This window comes from Robertmurraya beringensis (genome assembly GCF_042433785.1).
Taxonomy (GTDB): Bacteria; Bacillota; Bacilli; order Bacillales; family Cytobacillaceae; genus Robertmurraya_A; species Robertmurraya_A beringensis.
Window position 1 is genome coordinate 1 of the sequence record NZ_JBHLUU010000090.1, and the last position, 16,217, is coordinate 16,217.

A 16,217-nucleotide genomic window follows, 5' to 3' on the forward strand; every position below is an offset into this window, starting at 1 on the left:
TCCGCTCGACTTGCATGTATTAGGCACGCCGCCAGCGTTCGTCCTGAGCCAGGATCAAACTCTCCAATAAAGAGTAAGATTAGCTCTTAAAGTTAAAACGTTGGCTAGTGTATTTTTCAACACTAATTAATTTTGTTGACGTATGATTTGTTTAGTTTTCAAAGAACAAAATCAATTCATTTCTTACTTTGTCGCTCGGAAGCAACTATATTAGAATAACATTTTCTACTTATCTCGTCAACAACTTTTTAAAAAAGTTTGTGTATCAACTTTTAAATTATGTTGTTTCGCAAGCAGGTTTTTATAATACCACCCGTCCTTTTTATCGTCAATAGATATTTATCATTTTTTGTCGAAAAAAGCGTTCATTAGAATTTTCTAATGAACGCTCATTAAATTAAGCTGCATTTTCTACTTCCTTCACTTCTTTTGAGAAAAACCAGCCAGCTAATGCAATCAGAACTAATATTATATAGAAAGAAAATTTCCACTCAGGTGATTTTGCAAATGCGCTAGGAAGTATGGATAATGAAGGGTGTGATAATGTGTATACTGCAAGTTTCACCCCTACCCAACCTACAATAGCAAAAGCCGCGATTTCTAATCCAGGGCGTTTGGCAAGAAGTGTTACAAAGTAGTTTGCCGCAAAACGCATGATAATTAACCCAATTAATCCACCAGCGAAGATAACCAAGAACTTACCTCCATCCAATCCACCGATAGGAGGAAGTGGAGTATCTGGTAAAGCTACGGCTAAAGCAACTGCTGCTAAAATTGAATCTACTGCAAATGCTATATCTGCTAACTCAACTTTTATAACCGTTGTCCAGAAACCCGAATTCTTTTCTTTCTTTTCTATGTGACTTGACTTCTCTTCAAGTTTTTTCTTAAAAAGTTTCCTCGCTATATGATTAAGGGCAATAAATAATAGATATATCGCACCTATAGCCTGAACTTGCCATACATCCACTAAGAACGAAATAATAAATAAGGAAGCAAATCTAAAAACAAATGCACCTGCTAAACCATAAAATAGTGCCCTTTTTCTTTCTTCTTCAGGTAAATGCTTTACCATAATAGCTAATACTAGGGCATTATCTGCTGCAAGTAATCCCTCTAATGCAATAAGAACTAACAATACCCAACCATATTCTAATAATAAACTAAGATCCAATTTTTGTTTCCCCTTTCAATTGAGAACTCTCCACCCTGCATTCTTTTAACATTCTGTATATATCTCTATAGGTAAAATATAAAATGACCATTTATTGTTTCATACACTCTCCCCCTTCCCACGTTTCTATTTTTCGGTAAAGGTTTGAGACGCAAAAAAGACCTTTACCATTGATAGGTAAAGGTCTTGCTAACAACTAGTATCGTTGCCAACAAAGCCGAGAGCCTGTGCCTCTGAAATGACGACTTTGCTGTAAAAGCTACTCCCCTTTAAAGGAATACTTATTATATTCTTATCATTATCATATGATGTTTTCGATTAATCGTCAATGATAAAATACTTGTTGTTTAAATAAACTCCTTTTCGAGATCAGCCCGTAACCGGAAGATCATCATTCTTTCTCCAGTCCTGGTACTAATATCGGTATAAAAATTAAGAACACTTTGACCTGTTATATTAGAAATTAGCTGTTTTAATTCACCTGTACCAGACTCAACTAAATCAGCTCGCGTACGTTTTACCGATAGCATTCCGTCTTTTGTTTCACACACTGAGTACTCAGCAGGAGTTAGAATTCCTTTTAAAGATACAATGATCATATCTCTTAGAATATCTGCCTTTACAGATATTGAACCTCTCCCTAGGTAGTCCTTTTCCCATTGAGTAATCGCTTTACTTATTTCTGCCTCAATTGAACCCTTTGTTTTCTTCATAAATCACCTCTTACCACATTATAATTGTTCCTTAAACTTTCCTCAATTCTTCCTAACCTCGTAATAGTTTGTTCATACTTTGATTCTATCATTATAAAATCTATTACTTTATGAAGAAGGAAGGTTTCCATGAGCTTTAAAATCCCTGCACTTATATTATCTACCACCTTATTTGCAGCAACAATGTTCCTCACGAATGATGAACTGGCTGAATCTACCACAAACAAGGAAACAACAGCAGCAGCTGTTCAAACTACATCTAACACTTCTTTTACTGAAGAGACGGCTTCCACAGGAACTATTGTTGCAGAGGAAGTTGTAGAAGAAGATCAAGAAATCACAGAGATCCTGCTTGATGTTCCATTATTAAACCAGATGGACAGCCCTAAATTATACAATGGTTGTGAAGTAACAAGCTTAGCAATGATTTTACAATATAACGGTCTTGATATAACCAAAAATCAATTAGCCGAAGAAGTGGTCCGAACACCACTCCAATATAATAGTGGTGAATATAGCAATCCTAATATTGGATTTGTTGGTAATATGGAAGACGGGCCAGGACTCGGAGTATATCATGGTCCCATCTATGATCTGGCAACAAATTATTCCGATCAAGTCATTGACTTAACAAATCAACCATTTGATGATTTATTAAAACAAGTAGCTCAAGGTCATCCTGTATGGATTATTACCACCTCTACTTTTTCTCCTGTTGACGAATTTGAGACGTGGGAAACACCACAAGGAGAAGTTACTATCACATATAAAATGCATAGTGTTGTCATAACAGGCTATGATAATGAATCTATTTATATAAATAATCCTTATGGAGAAAAAAATCAACAACTAGATCGAGAGACATTTATTCTAGCTTGGGAACAAATGGGAAGTCAAGCGATTGTCGTATTATAACCTCAAATACAAATTGTATTTGAGGTTTTTTGTTTAATCAATCGGAATTTTCCACTATTTTTACATTTCTGAGAATAGATTTACATTTAATTAACACTCTATTAAAACTACAAATGTATACTCCAAAAGTAGAGTTAGAAATTCATCATTTTAAATAAATGGAGGAATAATCATGAAAGTAAACAAGAAGATAATCGGAGTTACACTAGCAAGCAGCCTTACACTTAGCTCTCTTAGTTTCACAACAGGTAACAACAAGGTGGAAGCGAAAAAAGATCCTGAAAAAGCGAAAAACGTGATTGTTTTGGTCATGGATGGGGTAAGTTCAAGTACAACTACACTTGCTAGATGGTATAAAGGTGAGCCGCTTGCAATGGACGATATTTTAACAGGTGGTGTTCGTACTTACTCAGCAGATTCAGCTATCACTGATTCAGCTCCTGCTGGTACAGCATTGGCAACTGGGAATAAGTCAAATGATAAATTTGTTGGGGTCTTACCAGAAAAGGTTACAACCCCTGGAGTTGACCAATCTCTAGCCGATAACCCTTACAAGCCGGTTGCTAACGTATTAGAAGGTGCTAAAATTAGCGGAAAAGCAACTGGAATCGTTTCTACTTCTGAAATTCAACATGCAACTCCTGCAGCATTCTCATCTCATGCAGAAAATAGAAGCAATTATGACAATATCGCTGAACAGCAAGTTTACCAAGACATAGATGTCGTTCTAGGTGGAGGCAAAAACTCACTTCTTCCTGCGAATCGTAAGGATGGAGAGAACTTACTTGATACAATTGAGAACAGAGGTTATGACTTTGTAGAAACACGTGAGGAACTATTAAATTCTAAATCAAAAAAACTATGGGGTTCATTTGCTCCTTCAGCAATGGCCTATGACATGGACCGTTCACAAACTAAACCGGAAGAACCTACTCTAGCTGAAATGACAAAGAAAGGAATAGATACTCTTTCTAAAGATAAGGATGGATTCTTTTTATTTGTTGAAGGTAGTAAACCTGACTGGGCTGCTCATGCAAATGATACAATTGGTATAATCAGTGATACCCTTGCATTTGACGATGCCGTAAAAGAAGCTCTTGAATTTGCAAAAAAAGATAAAAACACTATGGTTATTGCCGTATCTGACCATGGAAATAGTGGTATTTCCATTGGAAATCAAAATACAAGCGGTTCTTACTCATATATGCCTGTTTCAGCCTATATCGATCCGTTAAAGCCAGCTAAAATGACTCTTGAAGGTGCATTAAGTCAATTAAAAGCAGATAAATCAAATGCTTTAGAAGTAGCTGCACTTTATGGAATTGTCAGCCCTTCTGCAGAAGAAACAAAAGCCATTAAGGAATCTAGTAATTTAAGCAAAACACTTGTTCAACTCCTGGCTACTCGTGCAAACATTGGATTTACAACAGGTGGACATACCGGTGAAGATTTGTTTATGTATTCTTATGGACCAGGAAAGCCCGTTGGCTTTGTTGAAAATACAGACATTGCACATTCTGTAGCAAGTGCTATGGGATTTGACTTAAAGAAATTAGACAGCCAGCTATTTATGGATGCAGAAGAAGCTTTCAAAGGAGCATCTATTAGCATTGATACAACTAACAAAGAAAACCCAGTATTAGTTGTGAAACAAGGTAAAACAACTGCAGAATTCCCTGTAAATAAAGACATCGTAATCATTAATGGAAAAGAAAAGGATCTTAGAAGTGTTACTGTTCAATCAAACGGTAAATTCTATGTTTCTAAAGAAGCCATTCAAACTGTAAAAAAAGGAAGTTAATTCATGAAGAAAACCCCATTCGATCCTCTGAATGGGGTTACTTCACTCTATAAATACTTTCTGTGTATACTTTTACCGTCATACGTATAAAGCATATTTTTCCCTTCAATAACTGTTTCCATATGAATGCTTCTTCCCCATAACTGATGAATATACGGCATCACTTTTTCCAAATACTTAATATCAAGTTCAATTCCTTCATATCCATGCTTGATATAAAGCTCACCGTTTTTCAGATAATCGCCATCCGTTACCGTTAAGTAAGGGAAGCCACCATTCACCCTCATACTCACTAATTGATCTCGAACATTTTCCCATGCTTTATCAACAATCTTATAATCTTTCCCTTGCTTTTGGAACAAATACATATCCTCGCGCATAACAAGATCTTTCGTTAAATAGTTGCGTAGGAAGGATATATCTGATTCGATTTCACGTACCTCAAACATCTTCTCTCGCCCAGATCCAGGTTGGACTCCTCGACGCTTCATTTCCTCGGTCGGATTATTATATCTTTCTTCAATATCTTCAAAAATCTTTAACCCAAGGTAATAGGGGTTTATTCCTGTTCGAGAAGGTTGAACTACACCAGCATTTAGTTTGGCAAACTCCAATGCTTCGGCGCTCGTTAAATCCATTTCACGGAGAATTCTTTGATGCCAAAACGACGCCCAGCCTTCGTTCATAATCTTTGTTTCTAACTGTGGCCAGAAATATAGCATTTCCTCGCGCATCATTGTTAAAATATCACGTTGCCAGTCTGATAATTCGCGACTGTAACTTTCAATAAATAATAATAGATCTTTTTCAGGCTGTGGAGGGAATTTCTTTTTTCTTTTTACAGGTTCTGGCTTCTTCTTATCCTTTTCATCTAAATCCCACAAATCATCATAAGGACTTATCGCAGCAACTTCTTCGTATTCCACATCCTCCGTACTCCAAGCAAGTTTTGGTCTCATCAATGAGGGGTCAATATGCTCTTCAATGGCTAGAACCGCATCTAGAAACGTTTCAACCTCATGTTTACCATATAATATCTCATACTTTCGGATTCTCTCAGCGGTTGCGGCCATGCTTTCTACCATGTCTCTTTTTGTATTTTGAAATCGAACATTATTTTTAAAAAAGTCACAGTGCGCTAAAACATGGGCAACAATTAACTTGTTTTGAATTAGAGAATTGGAATCCAGTAAAAATGCATAACAAGGGTCAGAATTAATAACAAGTTCATAAATTTTAGACAATCCAAGATCATAATGAAGCTTCATTTTATGAAACTGTTTCCCGAAGCTCCAATGGGAAAATCTTGTTGGCATGCCATATGCTCCAAAGGTATAAATAATTTCAGACGGACAAATTTCATAACGCATTGGATAAAAATCGAGTCCAAAGCCAACCGCTATCTCCGTTATCTCTTCAATGGCATACTGTAATTCCTTCTGTTCTTGTTCACGCATTAGCTTTCTCCCCCTTTTTGCTCTTATCACAATGTATGAAACGAGAGAGAGAATGATGTACCAAGAAATAGAAAAAAGCAGAACTCTATTGTTTTTAGAGCTCTGCTTTTCCTTATTTCTCTTCTAATGCAATCGTCAATTCTTTTCCTACACTATTGTCATGTGTAATCTTGACTGTAACAATCTTTTTCTGGCCATTGACCATTACTTCATACTGAAAGGAATCCACTACCTTATTTTCAGCTAATTTCTCTCTTCCCACATACTTATATTCCACCACCTGCTGTCCAGGATAGTCTTCAGTTACAATTGCTGTTGCGATTTTCCCAAACTTTTTATAGTCTAGTCCTGGCTGCTCAGCATGTGTAGAAGAAAGTGAACCAAAAACGCATAATAGAGTCATTATTGTAATTAGTATCTTTTTCAAATCTTTTCCCTCCTTGTTTGTCGTTTTTATTTTTCCATTTGCCCTTCACTTTTATGTAATTCAATGACCTTATTCACCAATTTCATGCCAACATATCGATTCCTTTTCCATACCTCTGGGAAACTAGTCAAAGGCGGGGCACGATCGACCATTGGTGGACATATTTCTATTGTTAACGCTGGCCGATGGTACATGGTGATAAACCAATCAGTAAATCCTCCACCAGTTGCCTTTTTTGGAGGCTTTCCTAATTTATATCCGGTTAATTGAGCAATTTCTTCGGCAATTGAATAATCCCTCTGTTTATACTTCCCATTTTTATACTTCCAGTATATCTCCTGACCAGTTGAATGATAGGCTACGCCAATGGAAGGTTGGATTTGATCAATAAAGGTAGTTAAAGCTTGAGTTTCCAATGCCTCTAATGGTCTTTTTCCTTTATAAAACTGGTAAGAAGATATACGTGGTCCCTTTAACTCTTTCCAACCTGCTGGATATTGTCGATTTAAATCAATTCCTATCCCATTTGCCTTCCAACGCGAAAAATTAGCATTTCCTTCATTCATTAAGTAAAGCTGATCAACAAAGAATAGTGGAATATCCTGCTGCTGAATGGTAACCCCGTCCGGATTAAGCATCGGAACAAACCAGATGGACACATCATTTAGCATGGTAGAATCAAATGGACCTACTTTAGCACCGGAGGTTAAAGCTCTAACATAATTTTCAAGCATAACCATTAAAAGAGAGGTGGTTAGCCACTCTCTACCATGATGAGCACCAATGAGTACGACGTTTTTCTTTCCTTTTCCTATTTTAATGGCTGGAATATCTTTGCCATAATAAGATTGCCCAATTACTTTCACTTCCAGTTCTCCCTCATAAGTTTCCTGCAATTTTTGAATATCCAATTGCATTTGTTCATATGTGTAGATTCGATCTGAATGAACAATAGTTGCAAATGCAGAGGGGCAATACAATAAAAAGCAAATAAGAAATATCGATATTTTCATTTCATCCATTCCTAAAATAAAATTTCCATCTTTAATGTGTCTTGAATGACCTAAACCTATTCAGGAAAAAGATGAAAACCTTGATATATCAATAGTGACAAGATTTTCTGCGATTGATTTTGACAGTAAATCATACACTATACTCAACTCCTTAAGAGGAGGAGAGAGAAAATGAATCAAGTTGATTATGATCGAGCTTTGTACTATACGCATCGCTCTGAATGGGATAACTTATTAATATTGATGGTACGAACGAAGGACCATTTTTTAGCCAAAAAAATTGAGCATTTCCTTCATGCGTACAATTTTGAAAAGGATTACCAAGTAATTGAGAAACATTTATATTCTTTACTTCGTTACATCGACCATGCAAACGATCTTGTTGAAGCAAATGACGGCTTGCTTGATACAGTGATAACCATGGGGTAACTACTGGAATTCCACCAAAAAAACACGGTCCATAAGACCGTGTTTTTTATGATTTATTTAGTTAGTGAATTCATTTTATTTTCTACCGCTTGCATAAATGCATCTTCAATCGACTTTAGTTTTTCTTTGCTTCCAGTTAAGCTTGAGCCCTTTACACCAAAATAGAACTTAATTTTCGGCTCCGTCCCTGATGGGCGTAAGCAAACCCATGATCCATCTTCAAAGAAGTACTTTAACACGTTTGAAGCAGGAAGATCGATTGATTCTTCTGATCCTCCCTCATATCTTGTACTTGTTAAGTAATCCTCTGTTTTAGTTACTTTCAGACCAATGAGTTCTTCAAGTGGTTCTGCACGGAAAGATTCAAGTGTTTTATTAATTGTTTCTGCACCTGATTTCCCTTTTAACGTTAATGAACGTAAGCCTTCTTGGTAATAACCAAACTTATCAAAAATCATTAATAATGCCTCATATAAAGACTTGCCTTGCTTTTTATAATACGCACACACTTCAGTTGCTAAAAGAGAAGCCTGGATTGCATCCTTGTCCCTTGCAAAATCTCCAATTAAATACCCGTAGCTCTCTTCATATCCAAACAAGAAGCTATGTTCATTTGTAGAATCGAACTCATTAATTTTTTCTGCAATAAACTTAAATCCTGTTAAGACATCAATCGTTGGTACACCATAAGAAGCAGCAATAGTTGCACCCAATTCAGATGTAACAATGGTCTTTAAAACCAATGCATTTTCTTGTAATGTTCCCTTTGCCGTTTTATTTTCTAGTAAGTAATGGAGTAGTAAGGCACCTGTTTGATTTCCTGTAAGGATTTCATACTCCCCTGTTTCATTTTTAACAGCAATTCCAAGACGGTCTGCATCAGGGTCCGTTGCGATCAATAAATCAGCGTTTACCTTTTTTCCAGCTTTTATTGCCAATTCAAATGCAGCATGTTCTTCTGGATTTGGACTTTTCACAGTAGAGAACTGTGGATCAGGCAATTCCTGTTCCTTTACAATCGTCACATTTTCGTAACCAAGCGCCTTAAGACCAGAACGTACCGGTTTATTAGCTGTCCCATGCAAAGGTGTAAAAACTACTTGTAAGTCCGTTTCTTTAGCTAATGTAGGATTCTCAGATATCGTTACAAGCTTCTCTAAATACGCTTGATCAACATCTGCCCCAATCATCTTAATTAACCCTTGCTCTTTTAATTCCTGTTCGTCACGAACCTCTATAGTTAACTCATTTGAAATAGCATCAACTTTTTCAATTACCTTATCTGCCCCTTCTAAAGGAAGCTGTCCACCGTCTGGGCCATACACCTTATAACCATTATATTCTGGGGGATTATGACTTGCTGTAATCACAATTCCAGAGAAAGCATTTAGGTGTCTAACTGCAAAAGATAATTCTGGAGTTGGACGAAGCTCATCAAACACATATGCTTGAATTCCCTTCGTAGCTAAAGTCTTTGCTGCCTCCATTGCAAATTCACTTGATTTATGGCGAGAATCATATGCAATGACCACACCTCTATCCTTTGCTTCTTGACCAAATTCTTCTATATATGTTGCAAGGCCAGCTGATGCCTTTCTAACCGTGAAGATGTTCATACGATTCGTACCAACACCAATTTCTCCACGCATACCACCTGTACCAAACTCTAAATTTTTATAAAAAGCATCCTCTAATTCTACATCGGATAGCTTTTGTAGTTGCCCCTTTAACTCTTCTGGGAGCTTATCAAATTGATTCCAAGTATGTACTTTTTCTTTCCAGCTCATTACGTCTCCTCCTGAAAGTGTTTTCTAACTTTATTATTCAAGCCAGAGTGTGCGTTTCCCTCTTTTTTGTCGTTAGTTTTTGTGACAACTTAAGAAACCATTTTCATTATATATGTTTTTTGTAAAAAATACACATCTCTCCAAATTTTAAAATGTTACATTTGTATTATTTCATTATTTTTTTTAAAATTGGAAAGAGGTGAAGATATGAACGGGTTTGAACGAAGAAGGCTTCAAAAAATGGAACAGATTCGGAAGGCAGCTTTTTCTTTATTCACAAAGTACGGAATTCAAAAGGTAAACATTCATGAAATCGCCAAAAAAGCGAATGTTTCTCAAGTGACGATCTATAATTATTTTGGAAGTAAGGACGAGCTAGTCTATGATGTCCTAAAGGATTATCTAGAGAGGCAAATTGACTCCTTTCAACAATTAATTTATTGTGACCTTTCTTTTCAAGACAAGCTAATAAAATTGATTGAATTAAAGATCTCATCCACAAATGAACTCAGTCCGGAATTTATTGAAGCCATCATTTCAGAGAATAGTCAAATCGCGAATTTATTTCAGGAATTTGCAAATGAAAAATCTATGCCGCTCATTGTTACATTTATTGAAGAAGGGCGAAAAAGCGGTGATATATCAAGCAGCTTATCAATGAATACAATTTTTTTCATCCTCCAAGCAATGACAGATGCTATTCAAAAGCATTCAGATATCTTCCAATCAAACTCAAATAAGGATCAATTTTTAACTGAATTCATTCATTTCTTTTTTTATGGAATTGTCGGAAAAAAAGAAGACATAAGTGTAGAGTGATATACATTTTTGTACAATCTATTTATAATAAATTCACGGTCATTACGTTTAAGGAGAATATAGTATGAAAAAAAATGACAAGCGCGAAAACTTGCTTTTCCTTGCTTTCGCTGCGGCACTGATAGCCATGTTTGGGAGTTTATATTTTTCAGAGATACGCCAGTACGAGCCTTGCGAACTTTGCTGGTATCAACGAATCGTTATGTACCCATTTGTTGTGTTATTAGGTATAGCCACTGTAAAAAAGGATTATGGTATCGCCTTTTATACGATGATTCTTTCGGCAGTTGGTGGGATGATCTCGCTTTACCATTATGGACTGCAAAAGGTTGCCTTTTTAGCAGATACAGCACCAGCATGTGGGCGTATTCCTTGTACAGGGCAATATATTAATTGGCTTGGATTCATTTCCATCCCTTTTCTTGCTCTAATTGCATTTATTATTGTGTTTGTTTGTAGCTTTCTAGTATGGAAGCAAACGAAGGAGGAAAAATAATTTATGAAAAAAGTTCTTATCTTTATTGGTATTATCGTCTTATTGTTTGGTGCATTAGCTATTGTTACAAAAATGCAAAATGAAGAAAAAGTAAGTGATGACAATATTTACAACAAAGATACGCTTCACCCTGAAACCGTTGCTCAATTAGAGGATCCTAATTATCAAAACCTCATTCTTCCAAAAGATCTTCAAACTCAGTTAGATAATGGAGATGACATGACCGTTTATTTTTACAGTCCGACTTGTCCACACTGTCAGCGCACAACTCCAATAGTTGCCCCATTATCTGAAGAGATGGATATTAATCTTGTTCAATACAATCTTCTTGAATTTGAGCAAGGTTGGGATGATTACGGAATTCAAGAAACACCTACAATTATTCAATACAAGGATGGGAAAGAAGTAGCAAGAATCGTAGGTTACCACGAAGAACCTGATTTTGAGAGCTGGTTTAACGAAAATACAAAATAAGATTAAAAAAAGCCGACTATGTATGTAGTCGGCTTTTAAATTAATAATTGATTAGCAGCCTGGGTGTAGGTGCTGAAAAAGCTTGTTTTATTTTCTTTTGCATAGATAAATTCATCATAAGAAAACGGGAAATTATATCCATACTCATGTAAGGTTTCAACATTTTTTTCATACAAAGCTTGGTGATCGTATGTTAAGATGCTTGATTCTAGAATCGAAAGCAATGTTTGAAGTGAAGCAATCACATGATACGCTTCCTTTAATGTCCCATCAAGCTGTGCCGTCTCATTACTCAAAACATTTTGAGCCTCGAATTTTTTTATGTCTTTATCAGAGAAATACATAGGAAAAATATCTCGATAAAACCTTTTTACAAGTTCATTAATTTTCTCTTCTTGGTCTGGTGTCGACGCAAAAACAATCTTCACTTTTAACCCACCTTTAAATATCCTTTAGTTCTAATGTAAAATATAAATTAAGAATACCATAAAAAAACCTGTCTCTATGGTGGTAATTATCACCACGATTAAAATGATAAGTTAAGAACGGAGAGCACAATGTTACAAACAAAAACAGTTGGACAACAGTTCCATATTTATATTCAAAAAGATTGGGAGAAATACACAATAGAAAGCTTATTTAAAGATTATTGGAAGGCCCCTAAAAAACTAGTTCATGAATTGAGAATGGAAAAAAGTGTGTTAGTCAATGGGCAAGAGGCAAACTGGACATCTCATTTTCATTCAGGTGATACCTTATCTATTCCATTCTTTCTTCCCGAGCCATCAATAGTCCAACCTACTTATATGGAGATTGACATCCTATTTGAAGATGATCACCTCCTCATAGCTAATAAACCCGCTGGAATGGATACACATCCAAATTCAGAGAAAGACTATTTTAGTCTCTTAAATGGCGTAGCGTTTCACCTTCATTCAAAAGGAGAACTTCATTATATCAAGCATATCCATCGTCTTGATCGGGATACAACGGGTGCTGTAATTTTTGCCAAGCATCGAATGTGTGGGGCTATTCTAGATCGACTTCTTGAGGAAAGAAAGATTAAAAGAACATACGTCGCTTTAGTAGAAGGGAAAATGAAAACAAGCGGAGGATCCATTTCAAAACCGATTGGAAGAGATCGGCATCATCCAACAAGAAGAAGAGTTTCTTCTACTGGTCAATCGGCTGTTACACACTATAAAGTACATGCTTACAGTGCAAAAAATAATACAACTTTAATAAGCTGCCAACTTGATACAGGAAGAACACATCAAATTCGAGTACATTTAAGCTCTATTGGTCACCCTCTTATGGGTGATTCCCTTTATGGAAGTCGTGTTAAGCTGAAAAGACAAGCGCTGCATGCTTTTAAGGTTGAGTTTACTCACCCATTTACCGAAGAAAATATTGTATGTAAGGCACCGTTTGTTGATAACCCATCCATATTTCCTGATATCATTGATGTGTGATTTTATTTAAACAACCATAGAAGCGCCTACCATTCGGTAGACGCTCCCTTTATATTAACGGCAACCACGCCGATATTTTCTTTGTAATCTTTCCTTTCCCGAAACGTTTTTGTCCAAAACAAATGAGCAAGCCTAATTTTAGAGAGAATAATGTAAAAAAGGACTAGAGCATTGCCCTAGTCCTTTCGCACGAAAAAGATTATTCTGATGGTTTTTCAATACCTTGTTCTTCTACAAGAGGTACAATCACTTGTCCTTCTTTTCCAATCTTTAGTAATAATTGCATGACAATTTTAGATAACTGACTTGTTTTATATGGTTTAACAAAGTATTCCTCGGCTCCGTTCGCTAAACCTTTGTCTCTCTCATCAAGCGCGCTAGAGATTATGACTGGGATTTGCTTTAATTCCTTTTTCTCTTTCATAAACCGCATAATATCCCAGCCATCAACATTCCCTTTATCTAAAGTGATATCAAGAATTACTGCATCTGGGACCTCTTCCATTAAAGCATCCATTGCATGGTCACCATTTGTAAATTGAGTAACGGTGAATCTGTTATCAAGTAACTCTTGTGAAATTAGATCTAGCAAGCTTTCGTCATCCTCAATTACAAACACTTTGTAATTGGAAGCTTGTACACCCACTTTGTCAGTACTGCTGGTTACCTCTCTTTTAACTATCGGGAAAGAAATAGTGAAGGTACTTCCGTTTCCATATTTAGATGTAAAAGTTACATCGCCTTCATGCGCATTCATTATTTCCTTTACAATGGCAAGACCTAGTCCTGTCCCGCCAATTTTTCTTCGGTCTGAATTGTCCACACGATAAAACTTTGTAAAGATAGAGTCCCCTACATTTTCAGGAATACCCAAACCTTCATCTGTAATATCCAACCTTAATATTCCATTAGTTTCAAATAGATTAAGTATAATATTTCCTCCATTAGGAGAGTATTTAATCGAATTTCCCACTAGATTGGTAAGTACTTGCTCAATCTTCTCTCGATCTCCTAAGATCCAATCATTTTCAGCGGTTGAGGTGACGGTTATTTCATGTATCGTTGTTGTAGCTCTTAATGTATTTGACACTGACTCAACAACTGGCAATAATTCAAAATATTTTTTCTCATACGTATGTTTCCCTGCCTCCATACGTTGAACATCAAGGAAATCATTAATTAATGCGGTAAGTCGCTTTGCCTCATTGTAAACCGTGGTTAAATACTTTAATCTTCGGTCTGGCTTTAACTCACGATGTAACATAAGCTCTGTAAATCCTAAAATACTTGCTAAAGGAGTTCGCAACTCATGACTAACTGTACTCACAAACTCAGACTTCATTTGATCCACTTCGAATTCTTTTGTAATGTCTCGGTGAACAAGGATGGTACCAATTCGAATATCTTCCTGAAATAGCGCCTCACTATATACCTTAATCACTTGATGCTTATCTAATCGCTTATAAATAAATGAGTTAGAGTTATTTAAATGGTTCGTTTCTATTGCCGATTGGACAAACTGCAAAAACTCATCCTTCTCTTCCATATCTTTTTGCATAAAGGATGTCCAATCTTGAAGGTCAAGTCCTACTAAATCTCTTCCATCCGCAATACATTCAAACATTTCGCAAAGGGCTTTATTTACTAATAGAACCACTCCGCTCTGATCGATAAGCTGAATCCCCTCATGAGTGGTATTTAAAATCGACTGATTCCTTAGGCGTTCTGTTTCAGTCAATTCATGAATATAAACCTTCTCTAAGGAATTGCTCATTTGCTTAGTGATAGACTGTAATTCTTCAATTTCAGATTCTCTAAACGCATGTCCAAACCTGCTAAAAACCATAATGGCTGTTACCACATCATTCGAGGAGATCACAGGCAAGTATAAATCATAAGAGTACAATTTCCCCTCATGGTACCCCTTCTCAGATTCTACTATCTCCCTCTTTATCGTATAGGGTTGCTGATGTACAATAAGGATGCTGTTCAAGCCATTGTATATGTTCTTTTTAAATTGTTCTACACCGGTTGAGGAAATTCCATAGGAACTATACGCTTGGTCCTCAAGCAAAATGATTAACCCTCGATCTGCCTTGATAATTCGCGACATCTGTAACACGATGCTATCAAGAAGCTTTTGCTTTTCAAGAGTGTTTGTTAATTTGTTTGTTAATTCATTACGATTTTCAATTTTAATTTTGCTTTCATTTACGAGGGCATTCCAAATGATTGCTCTAAGAATTGTAATGTAATACCTGCGGCAATGGTAACCACTATCGTATTAGGGGAAATCTCTGTTCTAATTTCCTCGATAATCTCTTTATGTAAATTCGGTTTCACAGCTATCACTAAAATATCAGCCCATTTTCCAATATCTCTATTGTTGGTAGTTGTTTGAACACCAAAGATCTCTTTTACTTTACTTAAGGTAGTTTCAGTCTTCGCACTTACCCGAAGAAGACTTTTGTCTATATTCCTTTTGCTAAGTAGTCCTGTTAATATTGCTTGTCCCATCTTCCCACAACCAATAAATCCAATATGAATACCCACTAAACTCACCTCTTTTTATCTATGTTTCCTCTTGCTATTATACGTTACTTTCACTTTGACCACTAAGAATAATGTCGAATTTTCTGTATCGAAAAAACCATCCTAACGTTACTGGTCAGGATGGTGGTTTTTCCTCTATTATTTATATCGTAAATGTTAGGACAACATTTTGTGGGATTTCTGCAATAACTTGATTATTTTTTTTGATCGTACCACAAGCGGGCATTTCAAAGGAGAATTCTGTTACACCTGAAGGTATCACACCATTACCCTTTAATTGCTCAAAAACCTTTTCCATTGCTTGTTCCGGCTCAATCTTCTCCTCTGACCCTTCTACAGTAAAGCAATCCACGCAAGTATGAATAATCTGTTCAGTAATTTGCTCTTGCACAAACATCATCTTAGCTCCTGCCATCTGTTCAACTTCTTGGTTATTCAGTTCGATTATCGTTGTGATATTCATAAATAATCCCTCCTATTGGTCCACTATTATTATAGAAAATGTAGTGGTAATAGGGTGAAATATTTCCATTCATTCACTATTTTTTCAAATGTTTTTGACAAAAAACAATCATGATCTTTCGCTCTTAACCCAGGAATGAAAATTGGTTCCCCACTCCATAATGTAGATACCACAAACAGTGAGTATATGACGTGGCTCTTATTGGTGGTCTTACCCTGTACAAA

The 16,217-nt window shown here is 36.2% G+C and carries 17 protein-coding genes and 1 rRNA gene; 7 read left to right on the top strand and 11 right to left on the bottom strand.

Features of this window, described 5'->3' with window-relative positions; genetic code table 11:
• The 3 genes from ACFFHF_RS12745 to ACFFHF_RS12755 all read right to left on the bottom strand — a co-directional run.
• Window positions 1-70, bottom strand: a 16S ribosomal RNA gene (locus ACFFHF_RS12745); the annotation flags it as partial.
• A gap of 327 nt (window positions 71-397) precedes the next feature.
• Window positions 398-1,174, bottom strand: coding sequence for a MeeY/MeeF family manganese export membrane protein (locus tag ACFFHF_RS12750; protein ID WP_160549717.1), 777 nt, complete (start codon window positions 1,172-1,174; stop codon window positions 398-400).
• A 347-nt stretch (window positions 1,175-1,521) separates the two neighbouring features.
• Window positions 1,522-1,887, bottom strand: a complete 366-nt coding sequence (locus ACFFHF_RS12755; protein WP_377058303.1) for a Na-translocating system protein MpsC family protein — start codon at window positions 1,885-1,887, stop codon at window positions 1,522-1,524.
• Window positions 1,888-2,016: 129 nt separating this feature from the next.
• Between ACFFHF_RS12755 and ACFFHF_RS12760 the strand changes: the two genes are divergently transcribed.
• Window positions 2,017-2,802, top strand: a complete 786-nt coding sequence (locus ACFFHF_RS12760; RefSeq protein ID WP_377058304.1) for a C39 family peptidase — start codon at window positions 2,017-2,019, stop codon at window positions 2,800-2,802.
• A 172-nt stretch (window positions 2,803-2,974) separates the two neighbouring features.
• Window positions 2,975-4,603: an alkaline phosphatase gene (locus tag ACFFHF_RS12765; RefSeq protein ID WP_377058305.1), complete on the top strand. Its 1,629-nt coding sequence runs from the start codon at window positions 2,975-2,977 to the stop codon at window positions 4,601-4,603.
• Between the two features lie 47 nt (window positions 4,604-4,650).
• On the opposite strand, the gene ACFFHF_RS12770 is transcribed toward ACFFHF_RS12765, so the two are convergent.
• From ACFFHF_RS12770 to ACFFHF_RS12780, 3 genes are all read right to left on the bottom strand, one after another.
• Entirely contained in the window at window positions 4,651-6,060 is a 1,410-nt protein-coding gene (locus tag ACFFHF_RS12770; RefSeq protein WP_377058306.1) for a SpoVR family protein, read from the bottom strand.
• A gap of 112 nt (window positions 6,061-6,172) precedes the next feature.
• Window positions 6,173-6,487 carry a DUF3889 domain-containing protein gene (locus tag ACFFHF_RS12775; protein WP_377058307.1) on the bottom strand — a complete coding sequence of 105 codons (315 nt, stop codon included), beginning with the start codon at window positions 6,485-6,487 and terminating at the stop codon, window positions 6,173-6,175.
• Window positions 6,488-6,513: 26 nt separating this feature from the next.
• A complete protein-coding gene (locus ACFFHF_RS12780; RefSeq protein WP_377058308.1) occupies window positions 6,514-7,500 on the bottom strand; it encodes a M14 family zinc carboxypeptidase in 987 nt (328 codons plus the stop codon).
• A gap of 171 nt (window positions 7,501-7,671) precedes the next feature.
• On the opposite strand from ACFFHF_RS12780, the gene ACFFHF_RS12785 reads away from it, so the two are divergent.
• Window positions 7,672-7,929 (top strand): YhdB family protein, encoded by a 258-nt coding sequence (locus ACFFHF_RS12785; RefSeq protein WP_377058309.1) that lies wholly within the window; start codon window positions 7,672-7,674, stop codon window positions 7,927-7,929.
• Window positions 7,930-7,982: 53 nt separating this feature from the next.
• Here the strand turns inward: ACFFHF_RS12785 and ACFFHF_RS12790 are convergent, their stop codons facing one another.
• Window positions 7,983-9,716, bottom strand: a complete 1,734-nt coding sequence (locus tag ACFFHF_RS12790; RefSeq protein ID WP_377058310.1) for a phospho-sugar mutase — start codon at window positions 9,714-9,716, stop codon at window positions 7,983-7,985.
• A gap of 207 nt (window positions 9,717-9,923) precedes the next feature.
• Between ACFFHF_RS12790 and ACFFHF_RS12795 the strand changes: the two genes are divergently transcribed.
• The 3 genes from ACFFHF_RS12795 (at window position 9,924) to ACFFHF_RS12805 (ending at window position 11,505) form a co-directional block, all read left to right on the top strand.
• Window positions 9,924-10,535: a TetR/AcrR family transcriptional regulator gene (locus ACFFHF_RS12795; RefSeq protein WP_160549726.1), complete on the top strand. Its 612-nt coding sequence runs from the start codon at window positions 9,924-9,926 to the stop codon at window positions 10,533-10,535.
• Between the two features lie 64 nt (window positions 10,536-10,599).
• Window positions 10,600-11,031, top strand: coding sequence for a disulfide oxidoreductase (locus tag ACFFHF_RS12800; protein ID WP_160549727.1), 432 nt, complete (start codon window positions 10,600-10,602; stop codon window positions 11,029-11,031).
• 3 nt (window positions 11,032-11,034) lie between these two features.
• Window positions 11,035-11,505, top strand: coding sequence for a thioredoxin family protein (locus ACFFHF_RS12805; RefSeq protein ID WP_160549728.1), 471 nt, complete (start codon window positions 11,035-11,037; stop codon window positions 11,503-11,505).
• Between the two features lie 35 nt (window positions 11,506-11,540).
• Here ACFFHF_RS12805 and ACFFHF_RS12810 read toward each other — a convergent pair whose 3' ends face one another.
• Window positions 11,541-11,933 (bottom strand): DUF5365 family protein, encoded by a 393-nt coding sequence (locus tag ACFFHF_RS12810; RefSeq protein WP_340902739.1) that lies wholly within the window; start codon window positions 11,931-11,933, stop codon window positions 11,541-11,543.
• Between the two features lie 129 nt (window positions 11,934-12,062).
• Here ACFFHF_RS12810 and ACFFHF_RS12815 point away from each other — a divergent pair, with 129 nt between their 5' ends.
• Window positions 12,063-12,977 (top strand): RluA family pseudouridine synthase, encoded by a 915-nt coding sequence (locus ACFFHF_RS12815; protein WP_160548937.1) that lies wholly within the window; start codon window positions 12,063-12,065, stop codon window positions 12,975-12,977.
• Between the two features lie 199 nt (window positions 12,978-13,176).
• Here ACFFHF_RS12815 and ACFFHF_RS12820 read toward each other — a convergent pair whose 3' ends face one another.
• The 3 genes from ACFFHF_RS12820 to ACFFHF_RS12830 form a co-directional block, all read right to left on the bottom strand.
• Window positions 13,177-15,090, bottom strand: a complete 1,914-nt coding sequence (locus ACFFHF_RS12820) for an ATP-binding protein (protein WP_377058311.1) — start codon at window positions 15,088-15,090, stop codon at window positions 13,177-13,179.
• Between the two features lie 98 nt (window positions 15,091-15,188).
• Window positions 15,189-15,530, bottom strand: coding sequence for a pyrroline-5-carboxylate reductase family protein (locus ACFFHF_RS12825; protein ID WP_160548939.1), 342 nt, complete (start codon window positions 15,528-15,530; stop codon window positions 15,189-15,191).
• Between the two features lie 142 nt (window positions 15,531-15,672).
• Complete coding sequence (locus ACFFHF_RS12830; RefSeq protein ID WP_160548940.1) at window positions 15,673-15,993, bottom strand: hypothetical protein; 321 nt, start codon at window positions 15,991-15,993, stop codon at window positions 15,673-15,675.
• Window positions 15,994-16,217: the final 224 nt, after the last annotated feature.

Excerpts from the sequence above, each read along its gene's own strand:
- ACFFHF_RS12805 (WP_160549728.1), top strand. The coding sequence starts at position 11,035 with ATGAAAAAAGTTCTTATCTTTATTGGTATTATCGTCTTATTGTTTGGT.
- ACFFHF_RS12820 (WP_377058311.1), bottom strand. The coding sequence starts at position 15,090 with ATGTCGCGAATTATCAAGGCAGATCGAGGGTTAATCATTTTGCTTGAG.
- ACFFHF_RS12765 (WP_377058305.1), top strand. The coding sequence starts at position 2,975 with ATGAAAGTAAACAAGAAGATAATCGGAGTTACACTAGCAAGCAGCCTT.
- ACFFHF_RS12815 (WP_160548937.1), top strand. The coding sequence starts at position 12,063 with ATGTTACAAACAAAAACAGTTGGACAACAGTTCCATATTTATATTCAA.
- ACFFHF_RS12760 (WP_377058304.1), top strand. The coding sequence starts at position 2,017 with ATGAGCTTTAAAATCCCTGCACTTATATTATCTACCACCTTATTTGCA.
- ACFFHF_RS12795 (WP_160549726.1), top strand. The coding sequence starts at position 9,924 with ATGAACGGGTTTGAACGAAGAAGGCTTCAAAAAATGGAACAGATTCGG.
- ACFFHF_RS12790 (WP_377058310.1), bottom strand. The coding sequence starts at position 9,716 with ATGAGCTGGAAAGAAAAAGTACATACTTGGAATCAATTTGATAAGCTC.
- ACFFHF_RS12800 (WP_160549727.1), top strand. The coding sequence starts at position 10,600 with ATGAAAAAAAATGACAAGCGCGAAAACTTGCTTTTCCTTGCTTTCGCT.
- ACFFHF_RS12770 (WP_377058306.1), bottom strand. The coding sequence starts at position 6,060 with ATGCGTGAACAAGAACAGAAGGAATTACAGTATGCCATTGAAGAGATA.
- ACFFHF_RS12830 (WP_160548940.1), bottom strand. The coding sequence starts at position 15,993 with ATGAATATCACAACGATAATCGAACTGAATAACCAAGAAGTTGAACAG.
- ACFFHF_RS12785 (WP_377058309.1), top strand. The coding sequence starts at position 7,672 with ATGAATCAAGTTGATTATGATCGAGCTTTGTACTATACGCATCGCTCT.
- ACFFHF_RS12780 (WP_377058308.1), bottom strand. The coding sequence starts at position 7,500 with ATGAAAATATCGATATTTCTTATTTGCTTTTTATTGTATTGCCCCTCT.
- ACFFHF_RS12755 (WP_377058303.1), bottom strand. The coding sequence starts at position 1,887 with ATGAAGAAAACAAAGGGTTCAATTGAGGCAGAAATAAGTAAAGCGATT.